This window comes from Bacillus tuaregi (genome assembly GCF_900104575.1).
GTDB lineage: Bacteria > Bacillota > Bacilli > Bacillales > Cytobacillaceae > Bacillus_BD > Bacillus_BD tuaregi.
Map to the genome: position 1 here is coordinate 3,453,178 of NZ_LT629731.1, position 16,742 is coordinate 3,469,919.

Genomic DNA, 16,742 nt, shown 5'->3' on the forward strand with positions numbered 1-16,742 from the left:
TATATGGGGGTCTTGGCCAAATTAGAAGCAGGTCATAAGAAAAACCGGCTATTAGCCGGTTAATTTCTTCGATTTTTTCCTGTCACGTAGACTGGCTCAGCTAAATACTTAATTCTTTCCATAATTCTTCTAGCCTTAACCTTCTCTTCTTCGCCACGCTGGCTATAGGTTAGGTGGTGCTCAAGACCTTCAAAATCATAATTTGAGGTGAAAAAGGTCGGTAAATTATCAAGCATGCGGAATTGTAGAATGGGACCAAGAATCTCATCTCTAACCCAGCTTGACATCGTTTCCGCACCGATATCATCCAGCATTAATACGGGCATCTTTTTGATTGCTTCCATTTTTTCATTCAATGTTGAATCTCCAATGGCACTCTTTAATTCTCTGAATAATTCCGGAACATATACAATCATAGAAGGAATCTTCTTTTCCGCTAATTCGTTAGCAATCGCACCTAAAAGATAGGATTTTCCAACTCCAAACTGTCCATAGAAATATAAGCCTTTATTAACCTCTCCTTGCTTATAGTTAATAACAAAGGCAAGTGCTTTTTGGATGGCATCTGTACGATCCTCATCCTTTTCCATATCATAAAAGGAGGCACGTAATATATCCTTTGGTACATATAGGCTTTGAATAAGCTTTTCATTTTTTCTCTTTTCATCATCCATGATTTTATTAGGACATTTATCATAATGAATCTCAATTGAACCTCTGGATATTATTAGTTCCGGATGATACCCCTTCATTAAGTTAATACATCCACCAAGGCTTGGACACTTATCACATTTTTTACTTTGGTTCGAATACTCATGAAGCTTCATCATACTTTTTTCAATCATATCCTGTGTCAGTTCATCCTTATGTTCAAGCAGAAAGGCTTTTACTTCAGGATTCTCCAATATCTTTTGTTTCATTTCCTGATATTTCTTCTGAAAATTAGCATTTCCAGCTAAGCGTTTCATTGTATCATTAATTTTCTCCATGTTCCTCCACCTCATGTGGTCGTAATTTTTTCAGCATGGCTTCAATTTCTTGTTTTTTATGGTCCTGATTATCTGTTTTCTTGTTTGGCTTTGTTGTACCGGTTTTATCGTCACCATCGAACCACTCCGGTATCACTTCCGTTCTTATTGGTTTCTTTTTCGAAGTGGTCTGTTTAGCTGCTGTTTTCTTTGTCTCTGCCCACTCAGCATATTGACGATGCTCCATTTTGGCCAAGTCCATTGCATCTTTTACAGTTTTGATATTCTTTCTTGCCCAATGACTGGCGATTTTCTCGACATAATTCTTCGTCAGCTTCATATCCGTTTTTTGCAGCACATTATCAATTAAAACATTCACAACACCCGGATTTAGCTTTTGTTGAAACATCACATCTTCAATGATTTTTATATCTGCCTTGGAAGGCTCTGCACCACCGCTTTTGTCTCTTAAAAACTGAAGCGGTGAAGTATTTTCAAAATAATAAACTAATCTTTCTTCCTGTGTCTCCGGCTCCTGCTTGGCTGTTTGAAAAATGGGCGGCTGTGTTCTGTCGATAAGGGAAGGCAGATGGTCTTGATGTTCAAACTGATACCAGTCTCGTGCAGACTTTCTTAACTCTTCAACATCAATTTCATTATTTTCCGTAATGGCGCTTATCACGATATTTTTCATCTGCAATGCATCAATTCCATATAAAAAGGCTAGATTACTTACAGCTTCCCTTACCTGCAGTGTGAAAGCACTCTTCGTAATTAAATTTTCATGTATGCCAGCTAAAAGTAAATCAAAATTAAAATCAACCGGCTCCGTTTTTATACTGTTGCCATCTCCGCGACCAATAAAACGTTCCGCCTCAGAGATGCTTGTATCACTTCTTGTTTCTGCATCATAAGCTAATACGCTGGGATGTCCAGATGAAAAGACGTCCTGAAACTCCTTTGTAACCTGTGTAAACTCTGAATGGTCGATCGTTTTTTCACTAAAGAAGCGCTTGACTCTTGCGTATTGGGATTTACCGATTTTGCGATAAAGATAGATATTCAGCATTCCATCCGAAAGAAACTGCTCTGGTGTTAAAGGGGGCTGTAATTCATATATAAAAGCTCTTTTATCTTCATCTTTTTTGAGGTATGCCCTGAGCAGTCCAATCCCCTCCAGCTTTAAGCGGTTTTCATAAATCGCTTTTAGGTTCATATCCATGAAATTCATTAAGCTGTGATGTGAGTGAGATTCCGACCATAAACGGTTTTCTTCCAGCTCCGCCCATAGCGTCATATATAAACTTATACAGCCTGCACCAATTAATGGCTGATACAGGAAGGTAAGTACTTTTCGATCATAATCATGCAAAAGACCATTGGCAGCGACGACATATCGGTCAATAGGTAAAAGTTCTTGCCAATGTTGAGTCATGACAGTCAACCTTTCATGAATAATTTGAAAAAGAGCCAAAGAATACTCTTTAGCTCATAGGAAAAGCGTCAGGGAATGGCAAAAAGGTATGCCGTATTGATTAGGATTGTTCTTTTTTGATTAATTCCTTTAATTCATCAATAAACACATTAATGTCTTTAAATTGACGGTAAACAGATGCGAACCGGACATATGATACTTCATCAATTTTAGCTAACCTTTCCATAACCATTTCGCCAATTTCATCACTTTTGATTTCAGAAACCCCTTGATTACGTAATTCCTTCTCCACTTCTGAAGTAAGATCCTCCAGCTGTTTTAAGGCAACGGGTCTTTTTTCACACGCTTTGATTAAGCCGCGCAGCATTTTTTCCCGACTGAATTCTTCCCTTGTTCCTTCCTTCTTCACAACAACAAGTGGACTTTCTTCTACTTTTTCAAATGTAGTAAAACGATAACCACATTTCTCACACTCTCTTCGACGTCGTATAGACCGTCCCTCATCAACAGGACGAGAGTCAACAACACGAGAATTATTATTTTGGCACGAAGGGCATTTCATACAATCAGCTCCGACTTTAATTTCCTATCTACTATCTTATTAAAAAGATGTAGGCAGTACAAGTCATTTTGAATTTATGATAAAAAAAGAGCTCATCCTCTAAATCCCATACTCCATTTTCAAAATATTGATAATGAATGATGAAGCGAAAGAGGAATCGCCACAATAAAAAGGATTACCTCTAAGAGATAATCCTTTTTGCTAGACTTCTATATTATTATTAAGCGTTAACAATCGAAGAATTTAAAAGCTTTTCAGCTACATAGTTGGTTAAGTCGACTACACGGCAGGAATAACCCCACTCGTTATCATACCAAGCCAATACCTTCACTTTATTCTTACCAATCACCATCGTTGATAAACCATCAATAATAGCGGAATTAGGGTTTGTATTAAAATCAACAGATACCAATGGTTCATCTGTAACTGCAAGGATTCCATTTAGTTCATTTTCAGACGCAGCTTTAAAAGCATTATTGATATCATCAATGGTCACGTCTTGCTTAAGGTCCACTACTAAATCCACTAATGAAACATTCGGAGTTGGAACACGTAAGGACATTCCATGCAATTTACCCTTTAATTGCGGTAGTACGAGCGCAAGGGCTTTAGCCGCACCTGTTGATGTTGGGATAATCGACTGAGCGCATGCTCGAGCTCTTCTCAAATCTTTATGTGGATTGTCAATATTCTTTTGATCATTTGTATAAGCATGTACAGTTGTCATCAAGCCATTTTCGATGCCAAACTTCTCATCAAGTACTTTAGCAACCGGCGCTAAGCAATTGGTTGTACATGAGGCATTCGAGATGACATCGTGCTCTGCAATATTTAAAGCCTTTTCATTGACTCCCATTACAATGGTTACATCTTCATTTTTACCAGGTGCTGTCAGAATCACCTTTTTTGCTCCTGCATTTAAGTGAAGGGCTGCCTTCTCACGCGCATTAAATTTCCCTGTAGCTTCTATAACAATATCAATCTTCAACTCTTTCCATGGCAATTCTTCCGGATTACGGTTGCTTAATAATTGAACACGCTTACCATTTACAATTATGGCATCCTGTTCCGCTTTTACCTCGCCTGCAAATGGACCATGATTTGTATCATATTTTATTAAATGAGCAAGCGTCTCCGCAGGATAGCTTGCATTAATAGCGATTATATCAAGATTATTATCAACAATTGCTCTTCTAAACACCATTCTTCCAATTCTTCCAAAACCATTAATTGCTATTCTTGCCTTCATAACTCGGCCCCTTCCACAATAAATGTTATACTTTTATCTGTTCATATGTAATTAGTATAACACATTGCCCTTCGTTTGTGACAAGTTAAAGAAATATTTTATTAACATTTTTTAATTTTCTCTTAATTGCCAATAAATACTGATTTCCATTCCGGGCACTTCGCTTTCCACTACACTCTACAAAGTCACAAAAATCAACATTGTCCTTTCACATAGTCAACAGTAACAAACAAAAAAAGAGGCTACTTTAGCCCTCTTTTTTTAATCCCCATTCCTTTAGAATGCTATACAATTGCTGCTTTGTCTGTTCCATTGTGCCGTTATTATCGATGACTGCATCTGACTTGGCTTTCTTTTCTTTTAACGGCATTTGGGATTGGATTCGTGCAAGCGCTTCTTCCTTTGTCAATTGATTCCGATTCATCAAGCGCTGTAACTGTACCTCTTCATCCACATAGACTAATAATATACGGTCAACCATATCGGTTAGTTTACTTTCAAACAAAAGAGGAATGTCCAGAACAATCAGCGTCTCACCTCTTGTTATGGCTGCCGCTTGCTTTTCTATCATTCTTTTTCTAACCGCTGGATGAACCATTCCATTTAAAACCTTTCTTTCTTGTTCATTATTAAAGATAATTTCTCCTAATTTTGCACGGTTAATTGAGCCATCCTCAAGAAGAATGCTCCGACCAAAATGATGAACAATTTGATTATAGGCTTCCTCACCTATTTCAACTGCCAGTCTTGCTTCAATATCAGCATCAATCACAGTTATTCCCTGTTTTTTAAGCATTTCTGAAACCGTACTTTTACCACTTGCAATACCACCAGTAAGTCCGATAATAACCGCCATGTTTATCTACATCCCCTGTTAGATCTGTATTTTCAATAATCCAATAATAATCAGGACAATTCCAGGAATAAAAGAAAATCTTTGCAGCCAGGCATTTTGCCTTAGGTTTGTTCCCAGCTTCATTCCTAAAAATACAAGTCCAGAGCTCAAGAAGGCAACCGCAAGCGCTAAATAAACTGGTGAAAACCCTAGCATGACCGCACCCACACCAGCCCCAAAGGCATCAAGTGAAAGCGCGAGCCCAAGCATAAAAGCTTCAACCCCTGTTATCGTTCCTGATTTATCAAAATCTGCTACCATAGGCTTTTTCAAAATATTAATTACAATGCCGAGCGACTTTATCTCAAAATTAACGATGACTTTTTCATGCGGCAAGATATCCTTTTCTTTTTCAGGTCGAAAAAACTGATAAAGTACCCAAACACCAAGAGCAATTAATATCATTCCACCCATACTTTCAGCGAATGAGGGTGACATGAACTGCTCAAGAAGATGTCCCATAAGCATAGCCAGCATCAGGGTCATTGCCGAGCAGACTGCTATAATGGCTATCGACTTGAGAGGAATTCGCATTTTCCTTAGCCCATATGTGAAACCAACACTAAAGCTGTCTAAGCTTACAGCTAATGCTAACAATACAAGCGAGACTATCTCTACCATTGGATTAAGCTCCTTCCTGCATAAACAACTATCTTAGTTTATGAAAGGAGCCCTTCCAATGTTAATCAGAAAAGAATTAATTATAGGCGCCTACGCTTTTAATTTTATCCAGCACCTACGCTTTTAATTTTTGACAGTCTGGGCAATAGACGGTTCCTCTGCCTCCGACAACCGTTTTAATCAGCTCGGCTCCACAGACTTTACAGGCTTCCCCTTTTCGTCCGTAAACGTAATGCTCTAACTGAAACATACCCATTTCTCCCTGAGAGTTTACGTACGTACGAACCGTACTGCCTCCTTTTTTCACCGCTTCAGACAAAGTATCCACTATACTCTCAAAGAGTGAATTTACTTCTTTGTCTGAAAGGGACTGTGCCATTCTTTCTGGGTGGATGCGGGCCTTAAATAGTGCCTCATCAACATATATATTTCCAAGCCCGACTAAGACCGTTTGATCAAGCAGCACTGATTTAATATTGCGCTTCTTATTTGCAAGCTTGTGCTTAAATTCCGCTAGATTAAATGTGTTCTCAAGCGGCTCAGGACCTAGCTGTGATAAGGGCAGTGCATTAAATTCCTCTCCTTTACGGAAAAGATGCATCGTCCCAAACTTTCGAACATCACGATAACGAAGCTCTGTGCCATCAGTAAAATGGAAGATCACATGTGTATGCTTATCAATGGGTTCCTCTGCCTCTGATACGGTGTAGCGACCCTCCATTCTTAAATGCGAAACAAGTGCATAGAGCTCCGTATAAAATACAAGAAATTTCCCGCGTCTTCCTATATCCTGTACCGTTTGCCCAACTAATGCATCCGAGAACTGCTCGACCTCTGCCGGCAGTTTAATGATTTTCGGCCAAAAAACAGATACTGAATGTATTTTTTTGCCAATAACAAGCTCAAGTAGCGTTCTCCTAATCGTCTCTACCTCAGGAAGCTCAGGCATATCACTCCCTCCTTTCTAAACATCGATATCGAAATCCGACTCCCGGCTACTCGTAGGTCTTTAGCTTATTTAGCATCAAACCAGGTTGGACCATAGGCATAGTCTACCTTTAGCGGTACTTTTAGTTCAATGGCATTCTCCATGACATCAGGAACCATTTCCTTCAGTATTTCAATTTCTTCAACCGGAGCTTCAAATATTAATTCATCATGCACCTGCAATAATAAGCGGGCTTTTAAATTCTCGACCTTTAAACGCTCTGCCATATCCAGCATGGCTTTTTTAATAATATCAGCTGCGCTTCCCTGAATCGGTGTATTCATGGCAGTCCGCTCGGCAAAGCTGCGTAAATTATAATTTCTGCTTGTTATTTCCGGCAGATATCTACGCCTGTGCATTAATGTCGAAACGTACCCTTTTTGCTTAGCTTCTGTAACAATTTCCTCCATATATTCCTTTACACCCGGATAGCTTTCTAAATAACGAGTAATAAAATGTCCAGCTTCCTTACGGGTTATCTTTAGACTCTGACTTAATCCGTAATCACTTATACCGTATACAATTCCAAAATTAACTGCCTTAGCGTGTCTTCGCATGTTGGCTGTCACTTCATCAGCCTTAACATGAAAGACCTCCATGGCCGTTTTGGTGTGAATGTCCATTCCTTCTTTAAAGGCTTCAATCAGCTTTTCATCATTGGCAATATGGGCCAGGACCCTCAATTCGATTTGCGAATAATCGGCTGCAAAGATCACCCAGCCCTTTTCAGAAGGGACAAAAGCCTCACGGATTTTTCTTCCCTCTTCAAGACGAATCGGGATATTTTGAAGATTCGGGTCAGTCGAGCTTAATCTTCCTGTTTGTGTCAATGTCTGGTTATAAATGGTATGAACCTTGTCATTCTTCGGGTTGATGACTTTTAACAGCCCTTCAATATAGGTAGATTGAAGCTTTCCAAGCTGACGGAACAATAAGATTTGTTGAATGATTTCATGGTTATCCTCTAATTTCTCCAGTACGTCCGCAGAGGTAGAATAACCTGTTTTCGTTTTTTTAATAACGGGCAGCCCTAGCTTTTCAAACAATATGACCCCGAGCTGTTTAGGTGAATTTATGTTGAAGGCCTCACCGGCTAAGCTATAAATCAGCACTTCAAGGTCATTTAATCTAGCCTTAAGCTCTTCTCCCATCCCGCTCAAGCGCTCACGGTCGACCTTTACGCCCTGCGATTCCATATCAGCAAGAATAAAGGCAAGCGGCATTTCCAAATCATGATACAATTCTAGCTGCTGGTTTTCCTTTAATTCAGTCTCGAGCTTTTCTTCGAGCTCATATAAAGCCAGCGCCTTACGGACAAGATGCCCAGAAAGTTCATTGTCCTCTGGAACCCTTCGTTTTGCCCCCTTCCCATAAAAGATTTCATCCGATTGAATAGCAGAATAACCGTATCGATGGGCGATCGATGCAATATCGACCGTGGTTTCTGAAGGGTTTGCCAGATAGGCGGCAATCAGTAAATCAAAGGTCACTCCGTTTAAATGGATACCATGATGACGCAATGCAACCTCGGATCGTTTGACATCATAAACCGTTTTCTTCCATTCCATATTCTCAGCCCATGCTTTAAAAATAGATGATTCAAGTGCTACATGCGTTGGGATAAAATAGCTGCCCCTTTCATTCACTAATGAAAAGCCGATAATATCAGCATAATGATAATTATCCTCCAGCACTTCAACATAGAAGGCACTCTGATCAGCAAAAATCTCTTCACGTATTTCCGTTACTATTTCAAACTCGATATCCTCTAATTCTTGAGCATCTGTATCAACAAGCTCCGCTCCAAACTTCTCTAACAAGGATTGAAATCCAAGCTCCATAAATAAACCACGTAGCTTTTCCTTTTCAAAGCCTTCATATTCAATATCAGCTAACTGGACTTCAATCGGCGCTTCTCGCATAATTGTTGCCAGCTCTTTGCTTAATAGAGCCTGGTCCTTATAGGTCATTAGCTTTTCTCTTAATTTATTGCCGCTCACTTTATCTACAGAAGATAATAAATCCTCCAGCGTATGATACTCTTTTAAAAGCTTAATGGCAGTTTTTTCACCTACACCGGGAACACCGGGAATATTATCGGACGCGTCCCCCATCAGACCCTTCATGTCAATAATCTGCTCAGGCGTTAGACCGTATTTTTCCTTTATGTGGTCTGGTGTGTATTCTTCAATATCGGTAATACCCTTTTTTGTAATACCGACCGTCGTTAATGGAGAGCTTAACTGGGTTAAATCCTTATCACCGGATATGACCTTTATCTCATAACCCTCTTTTTCTGCCTGTAGGGTTAGCGTTCCAATAATATCATCGGCCTCATAGTTTTCTAACTCATAGCGGGAGATTCGGTAGGCATCCAGCAGCTCTCGGATAAATGGAAACTGCTCTGATAGTTCAGGCGGTGTCTTCTGTCTGCCTCCTTTATACTCACTAAAGGATTTATGACGAAAGGTTGTTTTTCCTGCATCAAACGCGACCAGTACATGTGTCGGTTTTTCTTCCTCTAAAATCTTCATCAGCATCATCGTAAAACCATAAATAGCATTCGTATGTATTCCTTTGTCATTATGTAAAAGCGGTAAAGCAAAAAACGCGCGATATGCAATACTGTTTCCATCAATTAATACCAGCTTTTTAGTCATATAAACACTCCTTTCTATATTTAACAGCTTATACAAGCCAGCTAGTTTACAAAATAAAAAAGCCATTATTTCCCTCCCCTTAGTTTATCATGATTAATTAAGGAAGGGAAAATAACGGCTATTGACTATTTAGTTATTCTTGACCCATTAGCAAACGGGCATATGGAGAATCAGATGGTAATACGAGCACAGTTTCCCCATTAATCGTCTTTTTATAAGACTCTAATGTACGGAATAGTGAATAAAAACTTGGATCCTTCGAGTAGGACTGGTTATAGATTAGTGCTGCTTCTGCTTCACCCTGTCCACGAATCGTCTCTGCATCTGCCTTTGCTGTTGCCAGCAATTCCTGTACCGTCTTATCTGTTTGGGCGATAATGGTATTCTTTTCAGCATCCCCCATGGACAAGTATTCCTGTGCTTTTGTTTCCCGTTCCGAAATCATCCGTGTATAAACGGATTGCTCATTTTCTTCCGGTAAATCTGTTCTTTTCATGCGAACATCTATTACGACAATACCATACTTGTCTTTTTCTAGAAATTCATTGACTTGTTCCGTGATACGATCATTTAATGAACCCCGCGATGATTTTTCATCATTAATGATTTCATCATAATTTAATGAACCTAGCTCTGCTCGAACAACAGAATAAATGAACTCTTCCATTCTACTTTCCGCATTTTCAATGGTTCTAGCATTTGAAATCATTAGTTTAGGGTTAACCACTTTCCAGACAGCATAGTTGTCAATGATGATTCTCTTTTTATCCTTTGTATTGATTTCCGCTTCTTCTACATCATAAATCATTTGATACTTTGGTAAGGATGTCACACTTTGCACAAAAGGTATTTTATAGCTCAAGCCAGGTTTATCAATAATCCGGACTACTTCCCCAAATTGGCGGACAACCTTGTACTCGCCTTCTTTTACGATAAAAACATTAACAAAGATAAACAAGATAATCGCAATAAGGATGACAAAGAAGATACCTATTTTCGTGTAGCCTCTCCACTGAAAGCTATTACCACCCTTTTCTTTCATATTGATAATCTTTTCATCAGCCATTATTTTCACTTCCCTTCTTCGTTTCTTCAGATTTTGTTTCAAGCGGACGAATTGGGAAGTATTTCATCGTATTGCCATCATCATTCATAATATATACTTCCGTATTTGGAAGGACCTGCTCAAGTGTTTCAAGGACTAAACGTTCTTTTGTAATGTCAGGGTTAGATTGATATCCTTCATATATCTTATCGAAAACCGCAATATCTCCCCGGGCTCGTTCGATACGCTCAGCTTTATCACCCTCGGCGTTTAAAATAATGGCTTTCTTTTCACCTTCTGCTTCATTCAAACGTTGATTCTCATATTTTTTTGCTTCATTTATCTTGGTATTCATTGTTTCTCTGGCATCTGTTACATTTGTAAATGCCTTCCGTACTTCATCATTCGGAAGCTCTACATCCTGCAACTTCACAGCTAAGATGGATACTCCAATATCATATTTATTAATAAGTGTAGATAATAAGTCCCTTACCTCTGCTTCTATTTCAGCTTTACCAGATGTTAAGGCATCATCAATTTTTGAGCTGCCAATGATACTGCGGAGCGATGCAGATGTTGTATCATATAGAATCTCCTTTGGATCGACAGAGTTATATAAATATTTAGTTGGCTCTGTAATTTTCCATTGAACGACTAAATCAGCCAATACGATATTTTCATCGCCCGTTATCATTTTTGTTTCTTTTGGAAATTCTTTTACCTCACCTTTTTCTTCCTGGAAACCAAATTGTAAGCTAAACGTTTCTTTCGATAGCTTTTCAACCTGCTGAATTGGCCATGGTAACTTAAAATGCAATCCCGGCTCACTTGTCCCTTCCTTTGCATCACCAAAAGTTAGTATAACTGCTTGCTCCGATTCATCAACGGTATACCATGTGGTAAAAGCAGCTATAGCCAGTATAATGATGAGAAGGACGGCAGCAACAATCATATAAATCCTTTTTAAACTGATCATCTTATCACCCTTTCTCCAAAATATCTATAACAGTATGTACGATTATATTGCGAAAAGGTTTCAGACATGTTTCTTTTTTCCTAAATAATTGACTCTTGTTCGTAAAAAAGAATAAAAGAGACGAAAGCTTATTGCTTCCGTCTCTTTTATTTTGGCTCCTTTGGATGAAGGGGTATTTCATAAATAATCATAGCTGAATAATGTTAAGCTGCTATAAACGGTGTGTTAATAATATGTAAAGTTGACCTATTATTTGTCCGAAAACTTTTTATTCAGCTCAATACTAAAGGTTGTATGCTTACCCATCTCACTATCTACCGTAATTCTTCCTTTATGAGCCTCAATCAAATGCTTTACAATCGCTAGGCCTAGTCCAGTTCCTCCTGAATCTCGGTCCCTTGCTTTATTAACACGATAGAATCGTTCAAAAATACGGGGAATTTCATCCTTTTCGATTCCCATCCCAGTATCTTTAATATGCACAATGACAGTCTTACTGGTTTCTTCCACATCGATATAGATATTTCCACCTTGTGGAGTATATAAAACAGCATTAGAAATAATATTGATAAGGACTTGCTTTAAACGATCCATATCCCCTTCGAGATATATTTTACTAGGAGATGTGTCAGCCAAAATGGTTATATTCTTCTCCTTGGCCTTTCCTTCCATAATCCTTATCGCTTCTCCGAGCAAGCTGATGAAATCGAAGGATTCTATCGTTAAACTAAAGCCCTCTCGTTCAATTTTAGATAGTTCCAGCAAATCATGAATTAAAGATTGTAGCCTGTCACTTTCTTTTAAAATAATCTTTAAAAAGGTCTCCAGTGTCTCTTTATCATCCATTGCACCGTCTAAGAGTGTTTCAGAAAACCCCTTTATCGAAGTAACCGGTGTTTTTAACTCATGAGATACATTTGCTACAAAATCCTTGCGCACCTGTTCCAGTTTTTTTATTTCTGTAATATCATGAAAAACAAGCAATATACCCTTCCAAACATCATTTTTTCCAATGATTGGTACTCCATACACTTCAAAATGGCGTCGTTCAATTTTCAACGGGATGACTACTTGCTTTTTCACCTTTTGTTCCGTCATAAAAATATCTTCTATCATTTTACGAATATCCTGATATTCAATCGCTTCATAATACAGCTGATATAAAAAATTAGACGGATTCACATCAAATATTTCCTTATATGTACGGTTAATCAAGCTAATATATCCTCGACTGTCAATTAGAAGCAAACTGCTGCCGATGCTTTCAATAAGAGTACTCAAACGATCCTTTTGCATTTCATGTGATTTCATTATATCTTGTAAATTTCTAGCCAAAATATTTAATGATGAATTAAGCATGCCAATTTCACCCGTCTGATCCTCATAGGTTCTGGCATGATAATTCCCCTTTGCTAATTCAAATGCCACATTCGTTGCTCTTTCAATCGGCTTGGTATAGCGATTCATTATCAATCGACCTAACGTAAAAATAACAATAAAGGCAAAACTAAAGCAGATGGTTAACAACCACCAGATTTTTGAATAGGCGTTTTTGAGCTCCGTCATTTTTGTGCTTATAAGGACATATCCCATTTTAGAACCATTCAATTCAACTGGCTCCCAATAATACTTAATATGAAAATCATTTATGAGTGTGGACTCATTTAATTTATCTACATAATCATAATTTTTCTCAACGATTGCTTCAATTACCCTACTATTGTTATCACTTGATTGAGCAGCTTCTCCGCTATCATAAACAACCGTACCTTCGATATCAAAAACAGAAATTCTTGCATTCAATTCATTACCTATTGTAGACATCCAGTCACGGCTATAATCTTGAAATCCCCCATGGTCTTCAATATAGGATGCCACAAGTACATTTTCTTTTTTTAATCGCTCATCAAATGTTTGTATATAATATTGTTTAAATAATTGCCCTAGAATCAGACCGACACAGATTAGAACAAGGACTAGCAGTGTAATTAAAGTAAAGAGCAGCCTTGTACGAACCCTTATCATTCTTCCTTTGGCTCCTCAAGCTTATAGCCTAAGCCTCTAATCGTCTTAATGTATTCTGGTTTTTTTGTATTCGTTTCAATTTTTTCCCGTAAATGGCTGATATGGACATCTACAATCCTTGTATCTCCCGCGAAATCATAATTCCAAACAGCACTTAACAGCTGATCACGGGTTAATACTCGACCTTTATTTTTTGCTAAATATAATAGTAATTCAAACTCTTTTGGTGTCAACTCTAAAAGATTATCCTGATAATAGGCTTCATATTGTTCTGGGTATATAGTCAATTGATTAATGATAATTTGATTTGAGTCATTATTTACCTTAGACTCTGAAGCTTCCATTTGAATCTGCGTTCTTCTTAATATAGCTTTTACACGAGCAACGACCTCTCTTGGACTAAACGGCTTTGTCATATAATCATCCGCACCTAGTTCAAGGCCGAGCACTTTGTCAAATTCATCATCCTTTGCTGTCAGCATGAGAATGGGTGTAAAATTCTTCTGCTGGCGAAGCTCTTTACATACCTCCAAGCCGTCCATTTTTGGAAGCATTAAATCAAGCACAATGAGATCTGGGTTGTCACTTAACGCAATATTTCTCGCTTCTTCTCCATCCATGGCTGTTATTACTTTGAAACCTGCCTGCTTTAGATTATATTCAATTAGTGTCAAAATTGATTTTTCATCATCAACGACAAGTACTTTTTTCTCCATAAGGACCCTCCGTTTATAGAATACTATTAGAAAACCCCTAATCATCCAAGTTTATAGGTTGGAAGTTTACCTTCCTGTCCACAATACAGTCATCCGGTCTGCATTGGACGCTCCCTACTGCCAAAGTATCCTATTTAATACTATACACATAAAAAAAACACATGTACAATACCTGGTTTTCTCCAAAAAAAAATTCAGGGAAAAGTATTCCCCGAACTTTTTCTACTTATTAAGCTAAAACAGCCATTACATTTTTTACAGACTCAGCCGAACGATCAAGCTGTGCTTTTTCAACATCTGTTAATTGTAGCTGAATAATCTGTTCAATGCCATTGCCTCCCATTACAGTTGGAACACCTAAATAAATTCCATTATATCCATACTCACCTTCAAGATAAGCAATGGCTGGCAGTACGCGGCGTTGATCCTTCAGAATGGCTTCTGTCATTTCTACTAAGGAAGCTGCTGGCGCATAATAGGCACTACCGTTTCCAAGTAGATTAACAATTTCACCGCCGCCTTTACGTGTACGCTCTACAATAGCATCAAGACGGTCTTTAGGAATTAATGTTTCTAACGGGATTCCGCCTGCATAAGAGTAACGGACAAGTGGTACCATGTCATCCCCATGTCCACCTAATACGAAGCCTGTTACATCTTTAACAGAAAGATTTAGTTCCTCAGCAACAAACGTACGGAAACGTGCTGTATCAAGAACACCTGATTGGCCGATTACACGATTCTTTGGAAATCCTGATTCTTTATAAACCGTATAGGTCATAGCATCAACCGGGTTGGTTAATACAATAATATAACAATTCGGGGAATATTTAACAATTTCTTTGGTTACAGCCTTCATAACCTTTTGATTTGTCTGCACTAAGTCATCACGGCTCATACCTGGCTTACGCGCAATTCCTGCTGTAATAATCACGATATCGGAATTTTCTGTATCTTTATAGTCTGAAGTACCAATGATTGAAGCATCAAAGCCTTGTACAGGACTTGCTTCAAGCATATCTAATGCTTTCCCCTTAGTAGGGTTTTCCATTTGTGGAATATCCACTAATACAACATCACCTAGCTCTTTTTGTGCAAGGAATAATGCTGTCGTTGCTCCAGTAAAACCACTACCGATTACAGATACTTTTCTTCGTTTTATTGCCATATGTCAAATCTCTCCCTTCAATATATTATAAATAGACGTATGCATCTAAATATAAACACATCCCCATGTTTATTGCCAGTATTTAGCTTAAGCGCCTTACCCTAGGGTAAGGCGCCAATACTAACATTATTAAGCTTCCATATTCTTAATTAGCTCGTCACCGAATTCAGAGCATTTTACTTCTGTTGCACCTTCCATTAAACGGGCAAAGTCGTAAGTTACAACCTTAGATGCAATTGTTTTTTCAATTGATTTAGTAATCATATCAGCAGCTTCGTTCCAGCCGATGTGTTCAAGTAATAAACAACCAGATAGAAGAACTGATGAAGGATTTACTTTATCTAAGCCTGCATATTTTGGTGCAGTACCATGTGTAGCTTCAAAAATAGCATGTCCTGATACATAGTTGATGTTCGCTCCAGGAGCAATACCAATTCCACCTACTTGTGCAGCAAGTGCATCAGAAATATAGTCACCATTTAAGTTCAATGTTGCAACAACATCAAACTCACTTGGACGTGTTAGGATTTGTTGTAGGAAAATGTCAGCAATCGCATCTTTCACGATGATTTTGCCTGCTGCTTCTGCATCTGCTTGTGCTTTGTTTGCAGCCTCTACACCTTGTTCTTCTTTAATTCTATCATACTGGTTCCATGTAAATACTTTATCAGCATATTCTGTTTCAGCTACTTCATAGCCCCAGTTTTTGAATGCACCTTCAGTAAACTTCATAATATTACCTTTATGTACAATCGTTACTGATTTTCTGCCTTCTTTGATCGCATATTCAATTGCAGCACGTACGTGACGAGTTGTACCTTCTTTTGAAACAGGCTTAATACCAATTCCAGAAGTTTCAGGGAAACGGATTTTTGTTACACCAAATTCGTCTTGTAGGATGCTGATTAACTTTTTAGCTTCTTCAGTTCCTTGTGCATATTCAATACCTGCATAGATATCTTCAGTGTTTTCACGGAAAATAACCATATCAATATCTTGAGGACGTTTAACCGGTGAAGGAACACCTTCGAACCAACGTACTGGACGCAAGCAAACATAAAGATCTAATTGTTGGCGAAGTGCCACGTTTAGAGAACGAATTCCGCCACCAACAGGTGTTGTTAAAGGTCCTTTAATTGCAAGCAGGTACTCACTGATTACATCTAAAGTTTCTTGTGGAAGCCACTCGCCCGTTTGATTAAATGCCTTTTCCCCTGCAAGAACTTCTTTCCATTGAATTTTACGTTCGCCATTGTAAGCTTTTTCTACAGCAGCATCTAATACTTTGGATGCAGCAGCCCAAATATCTGGACCAATTCCATCCCCTTCGATGAATGGTACGATTGGGTTATTTGGTACGTTTAATACTCCATTTGTTACTGTGATTTTCTCGCCTTGCATGTAAATCTCCCTCCAAATTTAAGGTATGGGTTA

Annotated in this window: 14 protein-coding genes; all 14 read right to left on the reverse strand. The window is 38.4% G+C overall.

What is annotated here, in order from left to right; genetic code table 11:
- Positions 1–59: 59 nt before the first annotated feature.
- On the reverse strand, positions 60–989 hold the full coding sequence (gene dnaI, locus BQ5321_RS19025) for a primosomal protein DnaI (RefSeq protein ID WP_071395992.1): 930 nt from the start codon (positions 987–989) through the stop codon (positions 60–62).
- Positions 976–2,403, reverse strand: a complete 1,428-nt coding sequence (locus BQ5321_RS19030) for a replication initiation and membrane attachment family protein (protein ID WP_071396982.1) — start codon at positions 2,401–2,403, stop codon at positions 976–978. The genes dnaI and BQ5321_RS19030 overlap by 14 nt, the downstream gene beginning before the upstream one ends.
- A gap of 100 nt (positions 2,404–2,503) precedes the next feature.
- Positions 2,504–2,965, reverse strand: a complete 462-nt coding sequence (nrdR, locus tag BQ5321_RS19035; RefSeq protein WP_071395993.1) for a transcriptional regulator NrdR — start codon at positions 2,963–2,965, stop codon at positions 2,504–2,506.
- A 220-nt stretch (positions 2,966–3,185) separates the two neighbouring features.
- The gene (locus BQ5321_RS19040; RefSeq protein ID WP_071395994.1) at positions 3,186–4,214 is read right to left on the reverse strand and encodes a glyceraldehyde-3-phosphate dehydrogenase; all 1,029 of its coding nucleotides are present in this window, start codon (positions 4,212–4,214) and stop codon (positions 3,186–3,188) included.
- A 247-nt stretch (positions 4,215–4,461) separates the two neighbouring features.
- On the reverse strand, positions 4,462–5,070 hold the full coding sequence (gene coaE / locus BQ5321_RS19045; protein ID WP_071395995.1) for a dephospho-CoA kinase: 609 nt from the start codon (positions 5,068–5,070) through the stop codon (positions 4,462–4,464).
- An 18-nt stretch (positions 5,071–5,088) separates the two neighbouring features.
- Complete coding sequence (gene ytaF, locus BQ5321_RS19050; protein ID WP_071395996.1) at positions 5,089–5,730, reverse strand: sporulation membrane protein YtaF; 642 nt, start codon at positions 5,728–5,730, stop codon at positions 5,089–5,091.
- 115 nt (positions 5,731–5,845) lie between these two features.
- Positions 5,846–6,679, reverse strand: a complete 834-nt coding sequence (gene mutM, locus BQ5321_RS19055) for a DNA-formamidopyrimidine glycosylase (protein ID WP_071395997.1) — start codon at positions 6,677–6,679, stop codon at positions 5,846–5,848.
- Positions 6,680–6,744: 65 nt separating this feature from the next.
- Positions 6,745–9,378, reverse strand: a complete 2,634-nt coding sequence (gene polA, locus BQ5321_RS19060) for a DNA polymerase I (RefSeq protein ID WP_071396983.1) — start codon at positions 9,376–9,378, stop codon at positions 6,745–6,747.
- A 133-nt stretch (positions 9,379–9,511) separates the two neighbouring features.
- Positions 9,512–10,444 carry a protease modulator HflC gene (hflC, locus tag BQ5321_RS19065; RefSeq protein WP_071395998.1) on the reverse strand — a complete coding sequence of 311 codons (933 nt, stop codon included), beginning with the start codon at positions 10,442–10,444 and terminating at the stop codon, positions 9,512–9,514.
- Entirely contained in the window at positions 10,437–11,399 is a 963-nt protein-coding gene (hflK, locus tag BQ5321_RS19070) for an FtsH protease activity modulator HflK (protein ID WP_071395999.1), read from the reverse strand. The genes hflC and hflK overlap by 8 nt, the downstream gene beginning before the upstream one ends.
- A gap of 249 nt (positions 11,400–11,648) precedes the next feature.
- Positions 11,649–13,424, reverse strand: a complete 1,776-nt coding sequence (pnpS, locus tag BQ5321_RS19075) for a two-component system histidine kinase PnpS (RefSeq protein ID WP_071396000.1) — start codon at positions 13,422–13,424, stop codon at positions 11,649–11,651.
- Positions 13,421–14,140, reverse strand: a complete 720-nt coding sequence (locus tag BQ5321_RS19080; protein WP_071396001.1) for a response regulator transcription factor — start codon at positions 14,138–14,140, stop codon at positions 13,421–13,423. The genes pnpS and BQ5321_RS19080 overlap by 4 nt, the downstream gene beginning before the upstream one ends.
- 229 nt (positions 14,141–14,369) lie before the next feature.
- Positions 14,370–15,308, reverse strand: coding sequence for a malate dehydrogenase (gene mdh / locus BQ5321_RS19085; protein WP_071396002.1), 939 nt, complete (start codon positions 15,306–15,308; stop codon positions 14,370–14,372).
- Positions 15,309–15,437: 129 nt separating this feature from the next.
- Positions 15,438–16,709, reverse strand: coding sequence for an NADP-dependent isocitrate dehydrogenase (icd, locus tag BQ5321_RS19090; RefSeq protein WP_071396003.1), 1,272 nt, complete (start codon positions 16,707–16,709; stop codon positions 15,438–15,440).
- Positions 16,710–16,742: the final 33 nt, after the last annotated feature.

Coding starts and splice junctions, on each gene's coding strand:
- nrdR (WP_071395993.1), bottom strand. CDS start 2,965: ATGAAATGCCCTTCGTGCCAAAATAATAATTCTCGTGTTGTTGACTCT.
- icd (WP_071396003.1), bottom strand. CDS start 16,709: ATGCAAGGCGAGAAAATCACAGTAACAAATGGAGTATTAAACGTACCA.
- dnaI (WP_071395992.1), bottom strand. CDS start 989: ATGGAGAAAATTAATGATACAATGAAACGCTTAGCTGGAAATGCTAAT.
- hflK (WP_071395999.1), bottom strand. CDS start 11,399: ATGATCAGTTTAAAAAGGATTTATATGATTGTTGCTGCCGTCCTTCTC.
- BQ5321_RS19080 (WP_071396001.1), bottom strand. CDS start 14,140: ATGGAGAAAAAAGTACTTGTCGTTGATGATGAAAAATCAATTTTGACA.
- mutM (WP_071395997.1), bottom strand. CDS start 6,679: ATGCCTGAGCTTCCTGAGGTAGAGACGATTAGGAGAACGCTACTTGAG.
- hflC (WP_071395998.1), bottom strand. CDS start 10,444: ATGGCTGATGAAAAGATTATCAATATGAAAGAAAAGGGTGGTAATAGC.
- pnpS (WP_071396000.1), bottom strand. CDS start 13,424: ATGATAAGGGTTCGTACAAGGCTGCTCTTTACTTTAATTACACTGCTA.
- BQ5321_RS19040 (WP_071395994.1), bottom strand. CDS start 4,214: ATGAAGGCAAGAATAGCAATTAATGGTTTTGGAAGAATTGGAAGAATG.
- polA (WP_071396983.1), bottom strand. CDS start 9,378: ATGACTAAAAAGCTGGTATTAATTGATGGAAACAGTATTGCATATCGC.
- mdh (WP_071396002.1), bottom strand. CDS start 15,308: ATGGCAATAAAACGAAGAAAAGTATCTGTAATCGGTAGTGGTTTTACT.
- coaE (WP_071395995.1), bottom strand. CDS start 5,070: ATGGCGGTTATTATCGGACTTACTGGTGGTATTGCAAGTGGTAAAAGT.
- ytaF (WP_071395996.1), bottom strand. CDS start 5,730: ATGGTAGAGATAGTCTCGCTTGTATTGTTAGCATTAGCTGTAAGCTTA.
- BQ5321_RS19030 (WP_071396982.1), bottom strand. CDS start 2,403: ATGACTCAACATTGGCAAGAACTTTTACCTATTGACCGATATGTCGTC.